General features: G+C 35.1%; 18 protein-coding genes. 2 read left to right on the forward strand and 16 right to left on the reverse strand.

The annotated features are described in order from the left end of the window. Positions 1-88: 88 nt before the first annotated feature. The 10 genes from hisIE to flgH all read right to left on the reverse strand — a co-directional run bounded on the left by hisIE (position 89) and on the right by flgH (position 9,478). On the reverse strand, positions 89-784 hold the full coding sequence (gene hisIE / locus EL247_RS03090) for a bifunctional phosphoribosyl-AMP cyclohydrolase/phosphoribosyl-ATP diphosphatase HisIE (RefSeq protein WP_126441984.1): 696 nt from the start codon (positions 782-784) through the stop codon (positions 89-91). Beyond that, positions 784-1,869: an SPFH domain-containing protein gene (locus EL247_RS03095; RefSeq protein ID WP_104719302.1), complete on the reverse strand. Its 1,086-nt coding sequence runs from the start codon at positions 1,867-1,869 to the stop codon at positions 784-786. Before EL247_RS03095 ends, hisIE begins: the two co-directional genes overlap by 1 nt. A gap of 9 nt (positions 1,870-1,878) precedes the next feature. Continuing rightward, positions 1,879-2,796 (reverse strand): branched-chain amino acid transaminase, encoded by a 918-nt coding sequence (locus EL247_RS03100; protein WP_005023349.1) that lies wholly within the window; start codon positions 2,794-2,796, stop codon positions 1,879-1,881. 68 nt (positions 2,797-2,864) lie between these two features. After that, complete coding sequence (locus EL247_RS03105; protein ID WP_005023346.1) at positions 2,865-3,638, reverse strand: pseudouridine synthase; 774 nt, start codon at positions 3,636-3,638, stop codon at positions 2,865-2,867. After that, on the reverse strand, positions 3,635-4,861 hold the full coding sequence (gene waaA, locus EL247_RS03110; protein ID WP_126441985.1) for a lipid IV(A) 3-deoxy-D-manno-octulosonic acid transferase: 1,227 nt from the start codon (positions 4,859-4,861) through the stop codon (positions 3,635-3,637). The genes EL247_RS03105 and waaA overlap by 4 nt, the downstream gene beginning before the upstream one ends. Before the next feature lie 6 nt (positions 4,862-4,867). Further along, positions 4,868-5,581 (reverse strand): zinc ribbon domain-containing protein, encoded by a 714-nt coding sequence (locus EL247_RS03115; RefSeq protein ID WP_040500151.1) that lies wholly within the window; start codon positions 5,579-5,581, stop codon positions 4,868-4,870. Between the two features lie 25 nt (positions 5,582-5,606). Then, positions 5,607-6,350, reverse strand: coding sequence for a Nif3-like dinuclear metal center hexameric protein (locus EL247_RS03120; protein WP_126441986.1), 744 nt, complete (start codon positions 6,348-6,350; stop codon positions 5,607-5,609). After that, the gene (glyQ, locus tag EL247_RS03125; RefSeq protein ID WP_126441987.1) at positions 6,331-7,215 is read right to left on the reverse strand and encodes a glycine--tRNA ligase subunit alpha; all 885 of its coding nucleotides are present in this window, start codon (positions 7,213-7,215) and stop codon (positions 6,331-6,333) included. Before glyQ ends, EL247_RS03120 begins: the two co-directional genes overlap by 20 nt. A 10-nt stretch (positions 7,216-7,225) precedes the next feature. After that, a complete protein-coding gene (gene thrC / locus EL247_RS03130) occupies positions 7,226-8,686 on the reverse strand; it encodes a threonine synthase (protein WP_126441988.1) in 1,461 nt (486 codons plus the stop codon). Between the two features lie 57 nt (positions 8,687-8,743). Next, a complete protein-coding gene (gene flgH / locus EL247_RS03135; RefSeq protein WP_054195672.1) occupies positions 8,744-9,478 on the reverse strand; it encodes a flagellar basal body L-ring protein FlgH in 735 nt (244 codons plus the stop codon). Between the two features lie 144 nt (positions 9,479-9,622). Between flgH and EL247_RS03140 the strand changes: the two genes are divergently transcribed. Beyond that, complete coding sequence (locus EL247_RS03140; RefSeq protein ID WP_126441989.1) at positions 9,623-11,206, forward strand: inorganic phosphate transporter; 1,584 nt, start codon at positions 9,623-9,625, stop codon at positions 11,204-11,206. Beyond that, entirely contained in the window at positions 11,207-11,899 is a 693-nt protein-coding gene (locus tag EL247_RS03145) for a metallophosphoesterase family protein (protein ID WP_126441990.1), read from the forward strand. 106 nt (positions 11,900-12,005) lie between these two features. Here EL247_RS03145 and EL247_RS03150 read toward each other — a convergent pair whose 3' ends face one another. The 6 genes from EL247_RS03150 to EL247_RS03175 form a co-directional block, all read right to left on the reverse strand. Next, a complete protein-coding gene (locus EL247_RS03150) occupies positions 12,006-14,666 on the reverse strand; it encodes a calcium-translocating P-type ATPase, PMCA-type (protein ID WP_126441991.1) in 2,661 nt (886 codons plus the stop codon). 238 nt (positions 14,667-14,904) lie between these two features. Further along, a complete protein-coding gene (locus EL247_RS03155) occupies positions 14,905-15,531 on the reverse strand; it encodes a superoxide dismutase (protein WP_126441992.1) in 627 nt (208 codons plus the stop codon). Between the two features lie 73 nt (positions 15,532-15,604). Then, positions 15,605-15,925 (reverse strand): hypothetical protein, encoded by a 321-nt coding sequence (locus tag EL247_RS03160; RefSeq protein ID WP_060663390.1) that lies wholly within the window; start codon positions 15,923-15,925, stop codon positions 15,605-15,607. Positions 15,926-15,934: 9 nt separating this feature from the next. Further along, positions 15,935-17,269: an NFACT family protein gene (locus EL247_RS03165; RefSeq protein ID WP_060661875.1), complete on the reverse strand. Its 1,335-nt coding sequence runs from the start codon at positions 17,267-17,269 to the stop codon at positions 15,935-15,937. Then, on the reverse strand, positions 17,248-18,801 hold the full coding sequence (locus EL247_RS03170) for a DNA repair protein RecN (protein ID WP_126441993.1): 1,554 nt from the start codon (positions 18,799-18,801) through the stop codon (positions 17,248-17,250). The genes EL247_RS03165 and EL247_RS03170 overlap by 22 nt, the downstream gene beginning before the upstream one ends. Further along, on the reverse strand, positions 18,801-19,655 hold the full coding sequence (locus tag EL247_RS03175) for an NAD(+)/NADH kinase (protein WP_060661873.1): 855 nt from the start codon (positions 19,653-19,655) through the stop codon (positions 18,801-18,803). The genes EL247_RS03170 and EL247_RS03175 overlap by 1 nt, the downstream gene beginning before the upstream one ends. Position 19,656: the final 1 nt, after the last annotated feature.

The raw sequence follows: 19,656 nt of genomic DNA on the forward strand, positions 1-19,656 counted from the left end.
GAAATAAGGATAAGATAATCTGGAAGTGAAAAATATTGAGTGATTTTATTGAGAAAAAGAAAATAATTTTGAAATGAGGTAATGTCCATTATTTGGCTTTTTTTCTAGAGTTTTTTTCATCAATTCCGCTTAAACCAAAGCGTCTAGCGATTTCTTGTTTGACTAAATCTGGATTAATATTGCTAAAGGCAAGACCAACAAGGCTGTGATAGAGCAAATCTGCTGCTTCATAGATGATTTCTTTGGGGTTTTTATCTTTGATAGCAAAACCTAATTCTGCTGCTTCTTCTACGATTTTTTTGGCAATGGTATTTTCGCCTTTGTGGTATAAAGAGGCTGTATAAGAAGTATCTGGATTGGCATTTTTGCGTTCTAGCAATGTATGGTAGAGTGTATCTACTACTCCATAAATTGCAGAAGTATCTAATGTATTTGATGAATCTGTATTAAGGGAATCTTTTGTGAGTTTATTAAAAAAACAAGTTTGATTGCCCGTGTGGCAGGCTACCCCTTTTTGTTTGACTTTTAGAAGCAAAGTATCTTTGTCGCAATCCAAAAGAAATTCGATAATTTCTTGAGTATGCCCACTTTGTTCGCCTTTCTTCCATAGGCGATTTTTGGTGCGTGAAAAATAATGTGCATAGCCGGTTTGCAAACTAACTTTTAAAGCTTCTTTGTCCATAAAAGCAAGCATTAAAACTTCGTTTGTTTGATAATCTTGTGCAATAGCTGGGATAAGTCCGTTTTGGAGTTTATCCCAAGCAATTTGTTCTAAAATTTGCATTAATTACTCGCTGAAGTGGATCTTTGTAAATCTTTAGAATCAAGCCAAATATTTGGTGTAGAGCCACCGGGTGTTAGGAATATCTTTGCATCTTTGTTGTTTTGGAGTGCTTCATTAAATTTACCTTGCACTTCTATTTGGCGGAGTTGCAAGAGATGACTACTTAAGCTTTGGCTAATAATGCGATTGGCTTTAGCTTGTGCATCGGCTTGAATGATAGTGGCATCTGCTGTTCCTTTTGCGAGTGCAGCTTGTTTTTCTGCTTCTTGCTTGGCTCTTTCTACCTCATATCTTGCTCTTTCTGCCTCTTGTCTTGCAACTTGTACGCGTTCAATTTGTTCTTTAATGGCAATAGGCAAAACAATTTCTGTAAGCTGAATGGATTCTAGCTGTACGGGACGATTTTCTAAACTATTGATGTTTTCGCGGAATCTTTGGTCAATAAGTGTGGCAATTTCATTGCGTTTTGTGGGCAATTCTTCAGCAGGGAAACTCCCAACGACATTGCGGACAATTTCTCTTATAACAGGGATGATGATTCTCTCTTCCCAGTTTTGTCCCCAAGTGGCAATAGTTTGGGGGACACCTAGTGGGTCAAGGCGGTATTGAACTGCTAATTCCACAGAAACAGATAAACCTCTAGAATCTAAAACGCTAATAGCTTTATCACGAATACTTCCTTCATCTCTATTGCGATAGTTTTGATTATCCGCACTCGTGAATTCAGCAATTCTAACTTTGGTATTGACGGGGATAATCTTTTGGATTCCGGGGATAAAGAAATGGATACCCGGTTGAAGTGGAGTTGGGTCAAATTCCCCGGTCGTGATTTTTACTCCAACTTCACCGCTATTGATAATGGTAAAAGGTTTGAGTAAAAATAAAAGTGCAATGAGGATAATTAAAATATAAATTGCAGCCATTTTTTTGCCACTTGGCATATTTAAAGAAGGCATTTTGGGATAATTTTGAAAACCTTTATTGCGGTTATTTCCATTATTCCCACCACTATCATTGTTGTTTTCATTTTGTGGTTTATAGTTTTTATTCTTTTGTCTTAAATGTTCATTTAAATCAATGGGCATAAATCACCTTTATTGGATATAAGTTAGCCAGTGGCTGTATTTTGGATTGCGTCCATAGACAATATCAAAAAACGCATTTTGGAGTTTATGGGTAAGCTCCCCTCTCTTGCCATTTCCGATAATTCTTGCATCTAAATCATAAATAGGGGTAATTTCAGCTGCAGTCCCTGTAAAAAAGGCTTCATCGGCAATATAAACTTCATCGCGTGTAATATTGCGTCTTATTACTTCAATTCCTAGATCATTTGCAAGAGTGATGACAGAATCTTGAGTAATAGATTCTAATGAGCTATCATTAGGGGGGGTGATGAGTTTGCCATTTCTTACAATAAAAAAGCATTCTCCGCTCCCTTCAGCAACCATTCCACAATCATCCAAAAGTAAAGCTTCCTCGTATCCACATTCGATTGCTTCGTATTTTGCCATTTGGGAGTTGAGATAATTTGCAGCTGCCTTTGCTTTGCCAAAGAGTGATTTGGTAGAATTTCTAACAAAAGAGGAAGTTTTGACTCTAATTCCTTTTTCTAAGCCTTCATCACCCAAATAAGCTCCCCATTCCCAAGCAGCAATAGCAACTTTCACAGGAGAGTTTTTGTGATAAACGCCCATTGCTCCATAACCAAGGTAAATAAGAGGGCGAAGGTAAGCATTGCTGGAGAAATTATTGTCTTTAATCACTTCAATTTGTGCTTTTTCTAGTTCTTCTTGAGAGAAAGGGCATTCTATGGCGACGATTTTTGCGGAATTAAGAAGTCTTTTGGTGTGCTCTTTAAGTCTAAAAATAGCCATACCTTTGTCGGTTTTATAGGCTCTTGTTCCTTCAAAAACTCCATTTCCATAGTGTAGAGTATGTGTTAGGATATGGACATTTGCTTCATGCCAAGGGACTAGTTTCCCATCCATCCAAATTGATTTTGCTTCATTCATTTTAATAAACTCCAATTAAAATATTGAGGCTAGAATATACCAAAATGTTACTTAAAATTTTTTGTATTTTATTGAAAAATAAAATCTTTTGGGGGAGAATCTTGAAATTCATAGCCTAAAAGAGAGATTTTTTGTGCGTGGAGCAAAATACGATTAGCGGGTTTTCCTCCATAGAAAGTATCTCCGATAATAGGGTGTTTGATGTGGGCTAGATGAGCTCTTATTTGATGAGTTTTTCCGGTTTTGATGATGATTTCTAATTTGGTTTTTTTGCCAATAATCTCTATGGGAGTAATTTTCGTATAGGCTCTAATGCCTTCTTTTTTGCTAACTAATACTTTGGCAAAATTCCCTTTTTGAATAATCAATGGCGCTGTGATTTCTTGCTCTTCTTCTATGATGCCCTCAACAATGGCAATGTATTGTTTAAAAACTTGTTCTTTTTTGAATGCTTCTTTTGCTTTTAGGTGGAAAGGGCTATTTTCTTTAATGAGTAGCAAAATCCCGCTTGTTTCTTTATCAAGGCGATGCAATAAAGCCCAGTTGGGATAGAGTTTTGCTATTTCTTCTGAAGTAAGAAAAGCGGGTTTGGAGAGCGCTAGAATATTATCATCTTGAAATAAAATTTTAATCTCTGGTATTTTTTGAATGTTGAATTTTGTGTGCGGACTAAGCAATGCGCGAGCGATTTTGAGCTTTTTGCCCTGTATGCTAACTAAGCCCCTATCAATAAGGCTTTTTGCTTCATTGTTGGAAATATTTTCTTGCAGCGCTAAGAGTTTATAGGCTTTTTGAGCATTAGGTGGGATTTTGTTTGAGGGATTTTGAGGTTTTGTTTTCATTTTGTTCCTTTAATGGTGTTAATAATTTTTGAAATATCAAGCTTTTTTGTAATTTTGGTAGGTTCTAAAAGGTCGCTTTTGGCAAGAATCTCTGCAAGATTCTTTAAATCACTGATTGTGTAATTTTGTAAAGCCATAAAAAGCGATTTTTGATTAAAAATATAAGGTCCGCTAATAAGTTTTACTCCAAAAAACGCTGGTTCTATTGGGTTGTGTCCGCCTATGTTGGGCAAGAAACTTCCCCCTAAAATCACCAAAGAAGAAATTGAATAAAGATTATTCAGTTCCCCTAGAGTATCAATTAGTCCAAATGGTGCATTGATGGTTTCTTGGATACTGCTTTTAGATGCAATGGCTAGTGGTGGTAGTTTGTGTGTTTTTAAAACTTGATTAAGCAATATTGCAATGGAGTGGAATCTTTCTGGATGCCGTGGAGCAAATAAGATTCTAGGGGATTTTGATAAATCTTTTGGAAGGATTTTTAAAATTTGTTCTAAAATTAAAATTTCTTCATATTGAGAATTTTTTTGGTGGGTGCTGGCAACTAGCCATAACTCTTGGTTTGGTTTTTGGTAATGTTTTGTGATTTGTGGAATCTCATTGAGCTTGAGATTTCCAAAGACTTTGATATTTTTTGCTCCCAAAGTTTTGAGGTGTTTTTTGTCAATTTTTCGTTGGCAAAAGATTTTGTCAATAAAGTCAAAAAGCCTTTTGTAAAAAAAAGCAAATTTTAGATATTTTGGATAGGAATTTGATGAGATTCGTGCATTGATTAAAAGAGTGGTCGCACCCTTTTTCTTGGCACATACTAGGGGCATTAACCAAAGTTCTGCTTCTGTGAGTGTGAAGTTTTTGAGTTTGAGGGATTTTATCCAAAAAGGAATAAAACTTTCAAAAGGCAAAAAACAAACAATCGCATTTGGAAAGCTTGTTTTTGCGAGATTGTATCCTGTTTGAGTGGTGGTTGTAATGAGGATTTTTTCATCATTTGTAAGTTGCTCTTGAAGAGATAAAAGAATATTTTGCAAAGATTTTATCTCTCCATAAGAGCAGGCATGAAACCAATATAAAGCGGCAGATTCTTGAAAAAAGGTTGGGAAAAAGAAGCGTTTTTTGATTGAGGTTTTGTATTTTTGTTTGAAGCTTAAGGCTAATAAAAAAGGCATCGCACAAAGATGTGCAATGCAAATAAGCAAATAATAAAAGCTTATAAAAAAAGTCATAGAATCTTAAGCATTTTCTTCTTGATTATAAAGGATTCTACCGCAATGTGGGCAAGTAATAATATCATCAGAGCGAATAACATCAGAATAGATTTTGTCATTAATGCGGATAAAGCAACCACCACAAGCCTGTCTTGTAACCGGTACAACGCTAGTGTTTTTAGCCCATTTTCGAATCTTTTCATAAAAAGAAATAATTTTTTGGTCCATTTTTGCTACCAAAGATTCTTTTTTGGTAAAAATTTCTTGTTGTTCTTTTTTGATTTTTTGGACTTCTATTTCGGTTTCTTGGCTAATTTCTTTTTGTGATTCTTTTAAGGAATTAATCTTGTCTTCTAATTCTTTAATATTTGCATTTTTTGCCTCTAAAAGCGTGTTTAATCTAGCAATTTCTTCATTGGCAAAAGTAATTTGCTCTTTAGCTAATTCTTCTTCCAAACTTAAAGCTTTGCTTTCTTTTTCGGTTTTTATGAGTTTGGTTTTTTTGGCAATTTCTTCTAGCTTTAAGGATAAATCTTCTAGGTGATTTTCATTTTTTTGAATTGAGAGTGAAATATCCTTTGCAACGCCTTTGATTTCTTCAACTTCGCTTTGTAGGGTTTTTTCTTGTGATAAGATTGCGTCTAATTCTTTGTTTGCTTCTTTGATTCTTGGTTCAAAAGAATCGATTTCTTTGTCAAGATTTGCAATTTCTATAAGTTGGGTTAAGTGTTTATTCATATTTTTCTCCAAAAGTTTAATATTCTCAAACAAAACAAAAGGGATTTTGTGAATCCAAAATTATAGCTTTATAGCCGAGATTTGTCAAAAGAGGTGAGAGGATTTCCCCAAAATAGCGTTCTAATTCATAATGCCCACAATCAATTAAATGTATATTTTTTTGCAAAGATTCCATTGCTTGGTGGTATTTAATATCCCCAGTGATTAAACAATCAACGCCTTGAAGTGTGCGGATAAAGTCTCCCCCGCTGCCGGTTATAAGTGCGATATTTTTGCATTTTGGGTTGGGAGAGTGAGTGATTTTTAGATTTTGGAGATTCATTTTGGTTTTTATTAATTCACAAAGGGAGGCAAAATCGCTATCCCATTGGAATTTAATGGCAAAATCTTCTTGAATGTAAGTTTTGATTCCTAAAATTTTTTCTACAAGATATTTCCCAAAATGTGTCTTATCAAAATTTGTGTGCATAGCAATAAGTTGGATATTTTTACAAATAGCAAGATTTAATAGGGCAGTTGGATAGGTCTCATCAATAAGGGTTTTAAGTGGAGAGAAAATCAAAGGGTGGTGAGTAATAAGAAGTGAATTTTCTTCCATTTGCTCTAAAATACTTTGAGTAACTTCTAAAGCAAGGTAGATTTTTTGAAAATTTCTTGATTTGCTGCCTAAAATTAATCCAGAGTTATCCCATGATTCTTGCAAGGCAAAAGGGCTTAGAGTGTCTAATTTTTCTAAGATTTCAGCAATATTATTTTTTGGATTTGGCATTTTCTAATCTTTGAATGCGTGTAGATTCTTGTTCTTTGTAGAGTGTTGCACAAGCTTTTGAAAGTTCTCGAATCTTTAAAATATAGTTTTGTCTCTCAGTTGCTGAAATTGCCTTCCTTGCATCAAGGATATTAAAAAGATGGCTAGAGAGCATTGCACAATCATAAGCAGGGAGTGGCAATTCAGCTTCTAAAGCACGATAACCTTCTTCTTGCATTTTTGTAAAAAAATCAAAAAGCATTTTGGTATCGGCAATTTCAAAGTGATATTTTGAGAATTCATACTCACCTTCTAAATGCACATCTGCATAGGTGTAGTTTTCATTCCAAGCAATATCAAAAACATTCTCTACGCCTTGTAAATACATTGCTAATCTTTCTGTGCCATAGGTGATTTCTACCGCCACAGGATCACAAGGGATTCCGCCTACTTGTTGAAAATAGGTAAATTGTGTAACTTCCATTCCATCTAGCCAAACTTCCCAGCCAAGTCCCCACGCTCCAAGTGTTGGAGATTCCCAGTTGTCTTCAATGAATCTTACATCATGATTTTTCAAATCAAGCCCTAGAAATTCCAAGCTTTTAAGATAGAGTTCTTGAATATTATTAGGGTTTGGTTTGATTAAAACTTGAAATTGATAGTAGCTTCCCAAGCGATTTGGATTTTCCCCATATCTTCCATCAGTTGGGCGGCGAGAGGGTGCGACATAAGCGACACTCCAAGGTTTAGAATCTAGGCTTCTAAGCAATGTTGCGGGGTGGAATGTTCCTGCACCTGCTGGAATATCATAAGGCTGGATAATTAAGCAACCTTGCTCTTTCCAAAATTGTTGGAGTTTCAATAAAAGTTCTGAAAAATATAGCATTAAACTTCCTTTATAACCATTCTAAAATGGCTTGATAAATTTTGTCTTTATCCATTGTTTGTGTATGGATTTCCTTTTGTGTGAATAAATTCAAGATTTGTTCTGGGATTTTGAGTGAGAAATTTTTGGCTAAGGTTTGCAAGGCTTGTTCATCACTTAAGCTGCCTAGATTTAGGGCTTTGGCTAATGTGGGAGCAAATTTTGTCCATTCTGCGGTGGAGCATAATACACAAGGGGTATTTGGCGTCTCTTTTTGGATTTCTTCATAGGCTTTGAAACCACAAGCAGTATGTGGGTCTATGATTAGCCCATTTAATGCGTTTTGATTGATAGTTTCTAGGCAGTATGAATCATCACAAAAAGTTGCATTAAAATATTCTTGAATCTTTTGAAGTTCCATTTGAGTGAGAGAATATTTTTTGTCTTTTTCTAAGCTTTCCATTAACTCTTTAGTGCGGTTGCTGCCAAAAAGTGCAAAAAGCACGCGTTCGACATTGGAGCTTTTTAGAATATCCATTGCTGGAGAATAAGTTTTTTGTAATCTCTTTTGGGAGATATCATAGATTCCAGTTTGGATAAATTCTGTTAGGATATTGTTTTGATTAGAGGCAATCCAAATTTTTTGGATAGGGAATCCCATAAGTTTGGCATAAAATGCCCCTAGTGCATTACCAAAATTTCCACTTGGGACGATGATATTGATAGGCTCTTTGGTTGTCTGATAAATTTGCAAACTAGAATAAATATGATAAATAATTTGAAAGGCTATTCTTCCAAAATTTACAGAGTTAGCAGCACTTAGGGAGATGTTTTTTTCTTGTAATTTTTGGCTGAAGGTTTTATCTTTGAGGAGCTGTTTTAAAAGGCTTTGTGCATCATCAAAATCCCCATTAATCCCTATAACTTTGAGATTTTTGGCATTTAGAGTGGTCATTTGGAGGCGTTGGACATCACTTGTGCCACCTTTTGGATAAATGCAAACAACTTTGATATTGGGTTTATTAGCAAAACTTTGGAGTGTGGCAGGTCCTGTATCTCCGCTTGTTGCGGTTAAAATAAGATACTCTTTAGAAGAATCTTCTACAAATTTACTGAAAATCACTCCAAAAGGCTGCAATGCCATATCTTTGAAAGCGCGAGTAGGACCGCAATAAAGCTTTTGGAGAAAAAGATTTTGATTGATTTTTACAAGCGGTGCTGGGGTTGTAGAATCATCAAAATCTTGATAAAGATTTAAAGCTTTTTGCAAAGTAGATTCTTCAATCCCTAATCCCAAAGCATCAAAAATAGTTTTGGTTAAAGTCGCATAATCAAAATGGCTAAGAGATTCTATTTGTTCTTTAGAAAAATGAGGTATATTTTCTAAAGTATAAAGCCCACCATAAGCAGCATTAGGATTTAAAACCGCATCTTTAAAAGTGATAGAAGCGGAATCTCCACCCCTTGTCCCTATAAAATATTGTTTTTGCACACAAATCCTTTGTAAAGAAATTTGTGTATTTTACCTTAGAGTTTCATAAAGTAGTCTTTAAAATGGCCAAATTGATTCAATAAGTTTTGTTCCCCAGCCTTTTTCTGTATTCTTTTTGAGCTCCCCTTGTGTATCATACATGATTTTTGCATCTGCAATGTATTGAGATTCTATAGTATTGTTTCTTGCAATATCTGTTGGACGCACAACTCCGCTTAGATGAATAATTTGCTTTTCGCCATTGATAAGCACTTCGCGGCTACCTTCAATGAAATAATTGCCATTTTGTAAAACTTTGATGATTCTAGCTGCAATAGTAGTCGTGAAAGTTTCTTGGCGGTTTTGTGTTCCTGTGCCTGCGTAAGTGGAAGTATTATTACCCAAATTAATTCCAAAACCTGTGGCATTATTGATACCATTTACGATGCTATTTATGCTAGAGCTGGAGCCTGCGTAAGTTAGGCTTGGTCCTCCAAAAGTTCCGCTAGAATTTTCATTAAGATTTTTGTTGGCACTAGAGCTTGCTTGAGCTGTTTGGTTGATAATTACTGTAACAAGATCATTGAGTTGCATAGCGCGTCTATCAGAAAAAAGCAGGTTATCACCTCTACCAAAGATACTGCCGGGATTCCCAAAGTTATCTTCTTCTTCTTTTGGGGGTAATTCTTCTACATAAGCTGGTGGTTTAAAAGAGATTTGTGGGTCAGTATTTGCACAACCATTGAATAAAAATCCACCACTAATAAAGCTTCCTAATATTGCTATTTTTGTAAAAACTCTAAGTTTTTTCATCTGCATATCCTTTGCACTGATTTTGATTGTGATGAAGCAAACTTCATTCCATATTTTTTAATCAAACTCTATGAAGTTAAAGGAAGGCTTATAAAAAATTTTTGTAGAATACTTTATTTTAGAAATTAAAATAAGGGATTGCTGGTGAATATTAAGGATTTTTTACGATATGAGAATGCGTTGCGTCTTAATTATGGGGATGTGCAAAAAGTAGGTGTAATTACTTTATTTGTGTTGTTGATTATTGCGATGGTTGTGTGGAATAATGATGGGATTGAAAACTCATTATTGCTTGGATTTGCAGCCATTGTTGGTGGATATATGGCGCTAAATATCGGGGCAAATGATGTGGCAAACAATGTTGGTCCTGCTGTTGGCTCTAAGGCACTTAGTATGTTTGGAGCAATTAGCATTGCAGCAGTCTGTGAGATTTCTGGAGCTTTGATTGCTGGAGGGGAAGTAGTCGATACAGTGCGTTCTGGGATTATTTCAATGGAAGCTATTGGGGATTCTAAGGCTTTTATTACTTTAATGTTGGCAGCATTATTATCTGGTGCTATTTGGTTACATTTTGCAACGGCTATTGGAGCACCTGTTTCAACAACTCATGCTATTGTGGGTGGAATCTTGGGAGCTGGGATAGCAGCAGGTGGCTTTGGGGTTGCAAATTGGAGGGAACTTGGAAATATTGCTATGAGCTGGGTTATTTCCCCATTGGCTGGAGGCGTGATAGCCGCACTTTTGTTGTATTTTATTAAAAATGCTATTACTTATAAGCAAAATAAAAAACAAGCCGCTAGACGAGTGGTGCCTTATTTGATTGCCTTTATGACTTGGGCTTTTAGCTTGTATCTTATTAATAAAGGACTTAAGAAGATTATTGTATTGGATAATATGATAGTTTTTGGAATTAGCCTGGTGATTGCAGTGGTGGTGTTTTTGGCTGTTAAACCGATGATTACTGAAGCTTTGGAAAATATGGAGAACAAAAAAGAAGAAATTAATAAGCTTTTTACAATCCCCCTTATTTTTTCAGCAGCACTTTTGAGTTTCGCACATGGGGCAAATGATGTGGCGAATGCTATTGGTCCATTAGCGGCAATTTATGATGCGCTTAAGAGTGGATTTAGCGGAGGGGCTGAAGCAGCTGTGCCTTTTTGGATTATGTTGCTAGGTGGGCTTGGAATCTCTATTGGTTTGGCGTTGTTTGGACCAAAATTGATTAAAACGGTGGGAAGTGAGATTACAGAGCTTGATCAGATTCGTGCATTTTGTATTGCAATGAGTGCGGCTTTGACTGTGCTTGTTGCTAGTGAGCTTGGAATGCCTGTTAGTTCTACGCATATTGCAGTGGGAGCGGTTTTTGGGGTAGGATTTTTGCGAGAGTATCTTAAAAAACGATACAAAGAAATGGAGTTAAAGATTTTAGAAACTCATAAAGATAGAGATAGTGAGCAGATTAAAAAGTTTTTGGAATATTTTAGAAAAGCCTCTATCAAGAAAAAAGCTGCGATTTTAAAAAGTATTGATAGAAAAAAAGCAAAAAAACAAGAAGGGATTCCAGAACTTAAGAAAAAAGGGCAAAAGCAGCTTAAAAAAGTTTATCAAGAGGAGCTAGTAAAACGCTCGGCTATCAATAAGATTGTGGCAGCATGGTTGATAACTGTGCCTTTTTCTGCGGCATTGGGGGCATTGAGTTTTTTTATTTTGAAATGGTTGGGAATTTAAGTGGATTATTCAAAACCTCTTTATATTATCGGTGATGTGCATGGGTGTTTGGATACCTTGTGTGCGTTGATTGAAAAGTTGCCACAAAAATGGGATTCACAGATTATTTTTACTGGGGATTTGATAGATAGGGGTAGTAAATCTTGTGAAGTGGTGGATTTGGTAAAGGATCATAATTATGCTTGTGTTTTGGGGAATCATGAGGAATTAATGCTTGAATATTACCATGCAATTCCTCCAAGAGGCTATAATAAAGTGTGGATTAACAATGGTGGTTATGAGGCAATGGAGAGCTACCAAAAAAATGGTGGATTTGAAAAGATACACGAGCATTTAGAATGGTTTTTGGGATTGCCTAGATTTTTGGAAATACCTATTTATGATGAAAAAGGACAGAGGCTTTTTGTAACACATGGTTTTGGATTGCCTTATTACAAAGAGAAAGAAAAAAAGGCGGAAATGATTACTTGGAGTAGGCTAAAATCGCATAACTGGGAAAAAGAAACGAAGAAAAAATATGGGGTTTTTAATGTTTTTGGGCATGATGTGCGGCTGGTGCCTATGATTATGGATAATTTTGCAGCAATTGATACAGGTTGTGTGTATATCAATGATGATTCTAAAAGTGCAGTTTTGACTGCATTAGAATGGCCTAGCAAAAGAATCTATCAGCAAAGCTATTGTGAAAAGTGAGTGATTTAAAAATATCTGATGAGGTTATTAGGGATTTAAGAGTAGTTCCAAAGAAATTTGATTAATTTTCTTTGGAAGTTGCTTGAGGGATTTTGTATTTAAAGCGTCATTTTATCTTATTTAAAATAAAACGCATTAGCTCCCCGATAATAATAACACTAAAGCCAACAAACAATATTTTTCCCCACATTTCAAGGCTTAGTGGTGTTGTTTGGAATGCTTCGCCCCCAAATTCTACAATTAAAACTTGCAAGGCAAAAGTGATGATAAAAACTCCAAGCATAAGATGATTGCTTGCAAAATTTTTGAAAATACTTTGGTTGTTTAACTCTCTTGCATTAAAGGCATTGAAAAGTTGAAAAACAACAAATAAAGTGAAAAGCACAGAAGTTTTTTCTTCTTCTTTTGCACCCAAAAAGTTCGTAAAATATTGCAAAAGGCACATAAAGGCTATAAAAATACCATTGATAATGATAAGGCTTAGCATATTTTTGGTAATGATATTTGCATTCCTTTGGATAGGCTTTTGTTTCAAAAGATTTTTAGAAATTGGCTCTAAACCTAAAGTTAGAGCAGGTGGTCCATCCATAATGAGATTCACCCATAAAAGTTGTAAAGCGCTAAATGGAGCAGTAAATCCCATAATGACAGCACTTAAGACGATAATAACAGAGGAGAGATTGACGGTGAGTTGGAATTGTATGAATCTTTGAAAATTTTGGTAGATTCCTCGCCCCCATTCAATGGCTTTGACAATGGTTGCAAAACTATCATTTAATAGTACAATATCACTAGCTTCTTTGGAGACTTCTGTCCCGCTAATTCCCATAGCTATTCCAACATCTGCATTTTTGAGTGCTGGAGCATCATTGATACCATCTCCTGTTAGAGCTACAACATTTCCTTGAGATTTTAGGGCATTGACGATTTGCATTTTGGTATGCGGAGTGGAGCGGGCAATGATTTTGACTTTTGGTAGTATTTTTAATAGCTCTTGTTGGCTTAAATTTTCTAGTTGGCTTGCTTCAAGTATGATTGAATGATCATCTAATAAATGGAGTTGATTGCCAATAGCTTTGGCAGTTGTTAGATTGTCGCCAGTTAAGATTTTAATATCAATGCCTGCATTTTTGCAATCTTGAATCGCCTCATAGACTTCTTCTCTTAATGGGTCAGCAATAGCCACAAAACCATCAAAAACCATTTGGCTCTCTAAGAAATCTCTATCTTGCAGGTTTGTATTGCTAGGCAATTCTTTGTGTGCAAATGCAATCACGCGATAAGCTAAACTTTGATAATAGAGAATTTGTTTGTGGATTTTTTGCACATCTTGGCAGGGCATCATAGAGCAAATATCAAGGATTTTTTCAGGAGAGCCTTTGCTAAAGCAAATCATCTTATCTTGGATTTGTGCGATACTTGTCATATTTTTGGTTTGTGATGAAAAGGGGAAAGAATGGAGAATTTGGAAATTTTTTCTTATTTTGTGGTAGTCAAATCCTATTTTATCGCCCCATACTAGAAGCGCACATTCTGTTGGATTCCCAATGAAATTGTAAGAATTGTCCTTTTTTGTAATATCTGCTGTGGAATTTAATGCAGCATTGTGGAGTAAAAAGAATGATGAATCTTTGATGGGGCTAGATTGAAGGGCTGTGTAGGATTCTTTAACCTCAATAATCCTATCTTGAATAAAAGAATATTCCACACTCATTTGATTTTGTGTGAGTGTCCCGGTTTTATCCGAACAGATAATATTAACACAACCAATGGTTTCACAAGCGATAAGTTTTTTGACTAACGCATTTTGTTTGGACATTTTGATGATATTGAGTGCTAGAGAAATTGCTACAATAGTTGGCAAACCTTCTGGTACGGAAGCTACAATTAATACAATGCTAGAAATAAAGGCTTGAGCAATGTTTTCAAAGCCTGCATTATCTCTAAAAATAAAAAAACACACTTGAATAATAAAAGCCAAAAAGGCAGCACTTGCTCCAAAAATAGTAATTTTACTGCTTAATTTTTGGAGTTTTTCTTGTAGTGGGGTTGTGGTTTTTATGGAGCTATCAAGGGCTTTGGCGATTTTTCCAAACTCTGTATTGTTGCCAGTAGCAACACAAAGTGCCTTTGCATTGCCTTGTGTGATAAAACAGCCGCTATAAAGCATATTTTCATAAGTGTTGCTAGAATCTTGATGGGATAAAATAGCACTTTTGGTATTTGGCATACTTTCGCCAGTTAAGCTTGATTCATTGCACATTAGACTTTGAGAGTTTAGAATCCTGCAATCACAGGGGATTTTATTGCCTGTTTCTAAAAATACAATATCGCCTGCAACGATATTTTCTTGCGTAATGAGTTGAATCTCTCCATTTCTTAAAACCTTTATTTTATTATCTTGCGTGATGGCATTGAGAGCTTCAAAAGCCTTTTGGCTACGATTTTCCATTATAAGAGTGATAGCCACAGAGAGAAAAATTGCAATAAATATACCAGCACATTCCAAAAAATTAGCTTTTTGGTGATAGAGGTATTCATAGGTATTGATACCTAAAGCCAAAAAGGCTGCAAAAATCAAAAGTAAAACCATAGGTTCTTTGAGTGCTTCAATGAGTTGTTTTAAAAAAGGTGGAGGAGGGGATTTTTCAAAAACATTCGCACCAAAGTTGGCTTGATTTTCTAAAACTTGTTGGGAGGTTAATCCTAGCTCTTGATTGCTATGATATTTTGAAATAAGTTCTTCTAAGGGTGTATTGTGAAACAATTTAGCTCCTTTGTGCCATATATGAAGCTAAATTTAAGACAAAAAGAGATTCATATATAGCTATATTTAGTTATATATGAGTCTCATAATTTAAGACAAAACCAGATGAAAATTCATCAGTATGTTGGTTTGCCACAAGTTGCCTTGCTTACTACTCCCTCATAAAATCAAAATTATAATGAAAAGAAGTTGAAAATTATTTTAAAGTGGTAGAAAACAGCCAAAAAGGCTGCTTGTTCTATGAATGAAGGGAATTCATATAAAAATTAACAGAATTTAAACCTTCTTTTTTTGCCCATTCAAGAGATTTTGAAGCAAAATCCCAATGGATATGATTAAAGAATTTTTCTAAATAGCTAGGTCTAGCATTTCTGTAATCTACATAATAAGCATGTTCCCAAACATCAACAACTAATACAGGAATTAATCCTTGAGTAATCGGAGTTTGTGCGTTGCTTGTTTGAGTGATTTCTAGTTTTTTGGAGTTTGGATTATAAACAACCCAGCACCAACCAGAGCCAAAAAGTGTAGTAGCGGCTTGCAAATAAGATTCTTTGAATTTTTCAAAACTTCCAAAGCTATCATTGATGGCTTCTTGCAATTCAGTACTCAATGGAGTTTCTTTTGGTGCAATGCAATCCCAATAAAAATCGTGATTATAAACTTGAGCAGCGTTATTGAAGATTCCGCCTTGAGATTTGGTCACAATTTCAAATAAAGATGAATTTTCAAATTCTGTGCCTTTAATGAGATTGTTTAGGTTATTAACATAAGTTTGATGATGTTTTCCATAATGGAATTCACAGGTTTCTTTGCTAATAAAGTCTTGGATTTCATTAAATGGTAATTCTCGTAGTTTAAACATATTTTTCCTTTTTTGATATTTTGGACCTAAAAAGTCACGCGACAATTTTACATTATAAAAATAAAAAAATGGATTAAACAGAAATATTTAAATGTTGGATTGTCCCATCTTCCCCTAGTTGTATTTCATCTTGTGAATCTTTTTGGGATTTTTTTTGATTTTGGTTTTGATTTCCTTCTTGTTCGCGTTTGCCATTGCCTTCTTTATCCTCATCTGTTTTGAGTGTTTCTTCTGTTGGTCGCACTTCTTGAATCTCTTCTTGTCTATCTTGCATTTCTTGGAGATTAACCATAGTTTGAAAGTCGAGCTTAACTTGCGCATTGGCTTGTTGGACAGAGCTAACTTGCGAGTTTTGATTGATGTAATTAACATTGCTAATTGGAGAAACTGCCATTTTATCCCCTTAATTTTTTGCTATTTGTAGCGTTTGTTCCTTAGCATAAGTAACATTAGCGCCTTGCGTGATTTTTACAAATTTCCTTTTTGTATAATCCACTTCATAATTTCCATTAAAGCTTTTAAGAAAGCCTACAAGAATCTTAGCAGCTTTTTGTAAAATTATTTCTGGAATTTTATTTTTTCCACAATGAATGATTAAATGTGAGCTTGGAATATTGCGGATATGCATCCATATATCATCGGCTTTTGCTTCTTTGAGTAAAGCGATATTTTCCCTTTGGTTTTTCCCGATAGAAACTTTGAAGCCTTCAATAAAGAAGTTTTCAAAGCTTTTAGAGGTTTTGTTTTTGTTTTCTTTTTGGGAGTGTGAATCTAAAATTTGCAAATCGTTTAGATTTGTTACATTTTGAACCATTTTTAAGAGGCTAGTATAAAATGCAATTCTTTCTTGCAAGTTTTCTTCTTGGAGGTGAATATTCTGTGCTTTTTTGCTAAGTTTTTTGGAATTTTCAAAAAAGATTTGTGCGGCGTGGCTTAGAGAAGTTGCTTTGCTAGGCAGAGTGATTGTGGTATTTTCTAGTGTAATTTCTTTGCCTTTGAAGTTTGGGTGAAGATAGAGATTTTGTAAAATGAGTTTGCCAAATAAGGATTCTTGTTTGGCGTTGGTTTCTAATACCTTTTTGTCTTCTAGTGATTCTAAGAAATGTTGTAATTGTTTGATTTTGTGGTTAATTTGTGTGCTTGATTTGATGATTTTTTGTTGGAGCGTCTTTGTTTTGAGGTCTAAGAAGTTTGCTTTGAGAATCTCAAATAAATCCCCTTGTTCTTTCAAAAGGGGTTTTTTTGATGGTTGGGGTAGGGGAAGTAGTGGTTTTCCGATTTTTACTTCGCGGAAAGATTGTTCTTGGGTAATATGCCTTAGTGCATCAAGAACAATAAAATTTGTGGTAAGTAAAATAAGATTGGTATAACAACCTGTAAATTCAGCTTGTAAGATAACTTGATTGGTTTTGTAACTATTTTGTGTTTCTAAAAAAAGCTGCAAGATTCGGTTATCGCCATCAATTTTTGAATCTTTGATTTGTGCGTTATAGCAAAGCTTTTGCAAACTTTTATCAAAAGGTGCATTGTAAATTTTGGGAGAAATGAGCAATTCATCAGTAATGTAAATAGTGCTTTTGGATTTGGTTAAATCAAAATAAAAAATCTCTGCATTGATGTCAAGCCTAAAGAGATTGTCCCCTATGCGTTTGATAGAGCGAAGTTTCTTGGGTGTGGCATTTAAAAATGTGGAGAATTGTTTGAGTGTGCTAAGATTCATTGTAAATTTTCTATACATTTAGCGGCAAAGTCTAATGCCTCTTTTGTGATTTTATTTCCGCTTATCATGCGTGCAATTTCTTGAATCCTGCCATTTTTATCAAGCGGTATGATTTGTGAGCCTTCAAGGTGTTTTTGGACTAGAAAATGAGAGCTTGAGAGGCTTGGCATATGGGGTTGGTGTGAAATGGCAAAAATTTGATAGTTGGTAGAGAGTTGGTTTAGAATTTCTGCTACCCCTTGAGATTCTTCACCACTTAAATTGGCATCAATTTCGTCTAAAATAATAATAGCTTGGTTTTTTTCTTGCGTGCTTTGGGTGAGAAGTAGGGCTAGTAAAAAGCGATTAAATTCACCAGCACTAAGATTTTTTAATTCGGTATTTAGGGTGATAATAAAATTTGCATTGCCTAAAATATTGTAAGAATCCAAAGGTAATTCTTGGAGTGTAATGGTAGCTGGAGGCATTTTGAGTTTTTTTAAAGTGGCGTTGAGGGATTGCTGGAAGGCTTGTAAATGTGAATTTCGAGAATCCAAAAGGGCTTTGGCGGTTTGTTGGAGGGAATTTTGGCTTTGATTAAAAGCGTTTTTGGCTTCTTTTAGGAATGTTTCAAGATTTTCGTATTTTTGCAATTCTTCTTTTTTGTTTTTTAAAGCCTCTATGGCTTCATCGATTCCTCCATATCTATGTTTTAGGCTGCTTAAAGCCTCGATACGATTTAAGATTTCTTCGGGATTTAGGTTGTCTATCTCGTTTAAGCGCTCGCTTTCTTGTTGGCATAGCGATTCTAATTCACTAAAAGCGTTGAGTATAGAATCGTTTTCGTAATTGATAAGATTTAAAAAATTGGAAATTTTATGAGAGTGATTAAGAATCTCTTGGACTTCTTGGAGGCTTTGGGAGATTTTTTCTTTTTTGGAGATTTCTTTTTTGAGTGCCAAAAGCTCTTCATATTCGCCTTTTTTTGGGTTGAGGGTTTCTAATTTTTGGATTTCAAATTGCAAGAATTCTTTTAGCTCATTGACTTTTAGGGATTCTTCTTGGAGTTTGTTGAGGTTGGATTTGGCATTTTGATAGGCATTGAAAGCCTTTTGGTAGGAAGTTAAGAGATTTTGATGTTGAGAATTTTGCGCAATACAGAAATTATCAAGCGCAAAAAAGAGATTTTCTTCTTTGAAAGAAGCATAGGTTTTGGTGCCTAGGTATTTTAAAAAGGGGGCGAAAATTTCTGTAATTTTCTTTTTTGGAATATTTTGTGCGTTGAGAAAATAGCGGATTTTATCCTTTTTAGTAAGGGTTAAAGTTACCTCGCCTTCATCTATTAATCCTTTTAATTCTTCTGGAATCCCATATAATTCTAAAGTGGCTTCTAAAATCTCTGCATTGCTTTCTTTTAATCCAAAAAGCGCAAGAATAGATTCCATCAAAACGGATTTTCCTGCACCACTTGCACCGCTAAAAACATTGAAATTAGGGGTAGGTTCAAAGGAAGCTTCTTTGAAGGCAGGAGAGTTTTTGATAACGACTTTTTGGAGTAGGATTTTTTGCATTATTCGTAATCCCCCCAGTGGAATTTTTGTTTGAGGATTTTGAAATAATCCCAATGAGGATTGTGAATTAGTTTTGCACCATTTTTTTGAGCAACGATAGAGATTTGTTGTTTGAATTTAAGGGTTTTGTTTTCTTGTCCATCTATGATGATATTGCAAAGCCCTTGTTCTCCGAGTTCGACTTTGATAGTAAAAGTAGAAGGCAAAATCAAGGGTCTTTGTGTGAGTGAATGCGCACAAATTGGTGTTAGAAGTAAATTGTGGGAGAAAGGATAAACAACAGCACCGCCTGCACTAATATTGTAAGCAGTAGAGCCTGTTGGTGTGGCAATAATTAGCCCATCCCCATAATATGAATTAAAATAATTTTCATCAATATAAGCCTTAAGGTGTATCATAGAAGTATTATGAGGACGAGTTAAGATGATATCATTGAGGGCAAAAAAGCTTGTTTGGTTGTCAATTTTGCCTTCTAGCATCATATGATTGGTAATATTATAATCTCCATTTTTGAGATTGGGGAGAAAAGAGCTTACTTCATCTTTTTGTAAATCAGTTAAAAAACCTAAATGCCCCATGTTGATTCCTAAAATGGGCTTTTGGTGTGAAAAAGAGCGTCTAGCTGTGGAGATAAGTGTGCCATCACCGCCTATTGATACAAGTGCATCACATTGTTTGCAGAGTTCTTCGAAGTTTAGTCCATTCATATTAATCATGCCCGCACTAATAGAATCTAAAATCACTTCAAAGCCCAAAGAATGTGCAAGACTTTGGAAATCTAAAAAATATTCTTTTAGTGCTGGGGTAGAGGGGCGTAAAATAACGCCTAGGGTGTTAATGGTTGGATTTTTCATA

Origin of the sequence: Helicobacter pullorum (genome assembly GCF_900638355.1) — a bacterium.
Classification (GTDB): Bacteria; Campylobacterota; Campylobacteria; order Campylobacterales; family Helicobacteraceae; genus Helicobacter_D; species Helicobacter_D pullorum.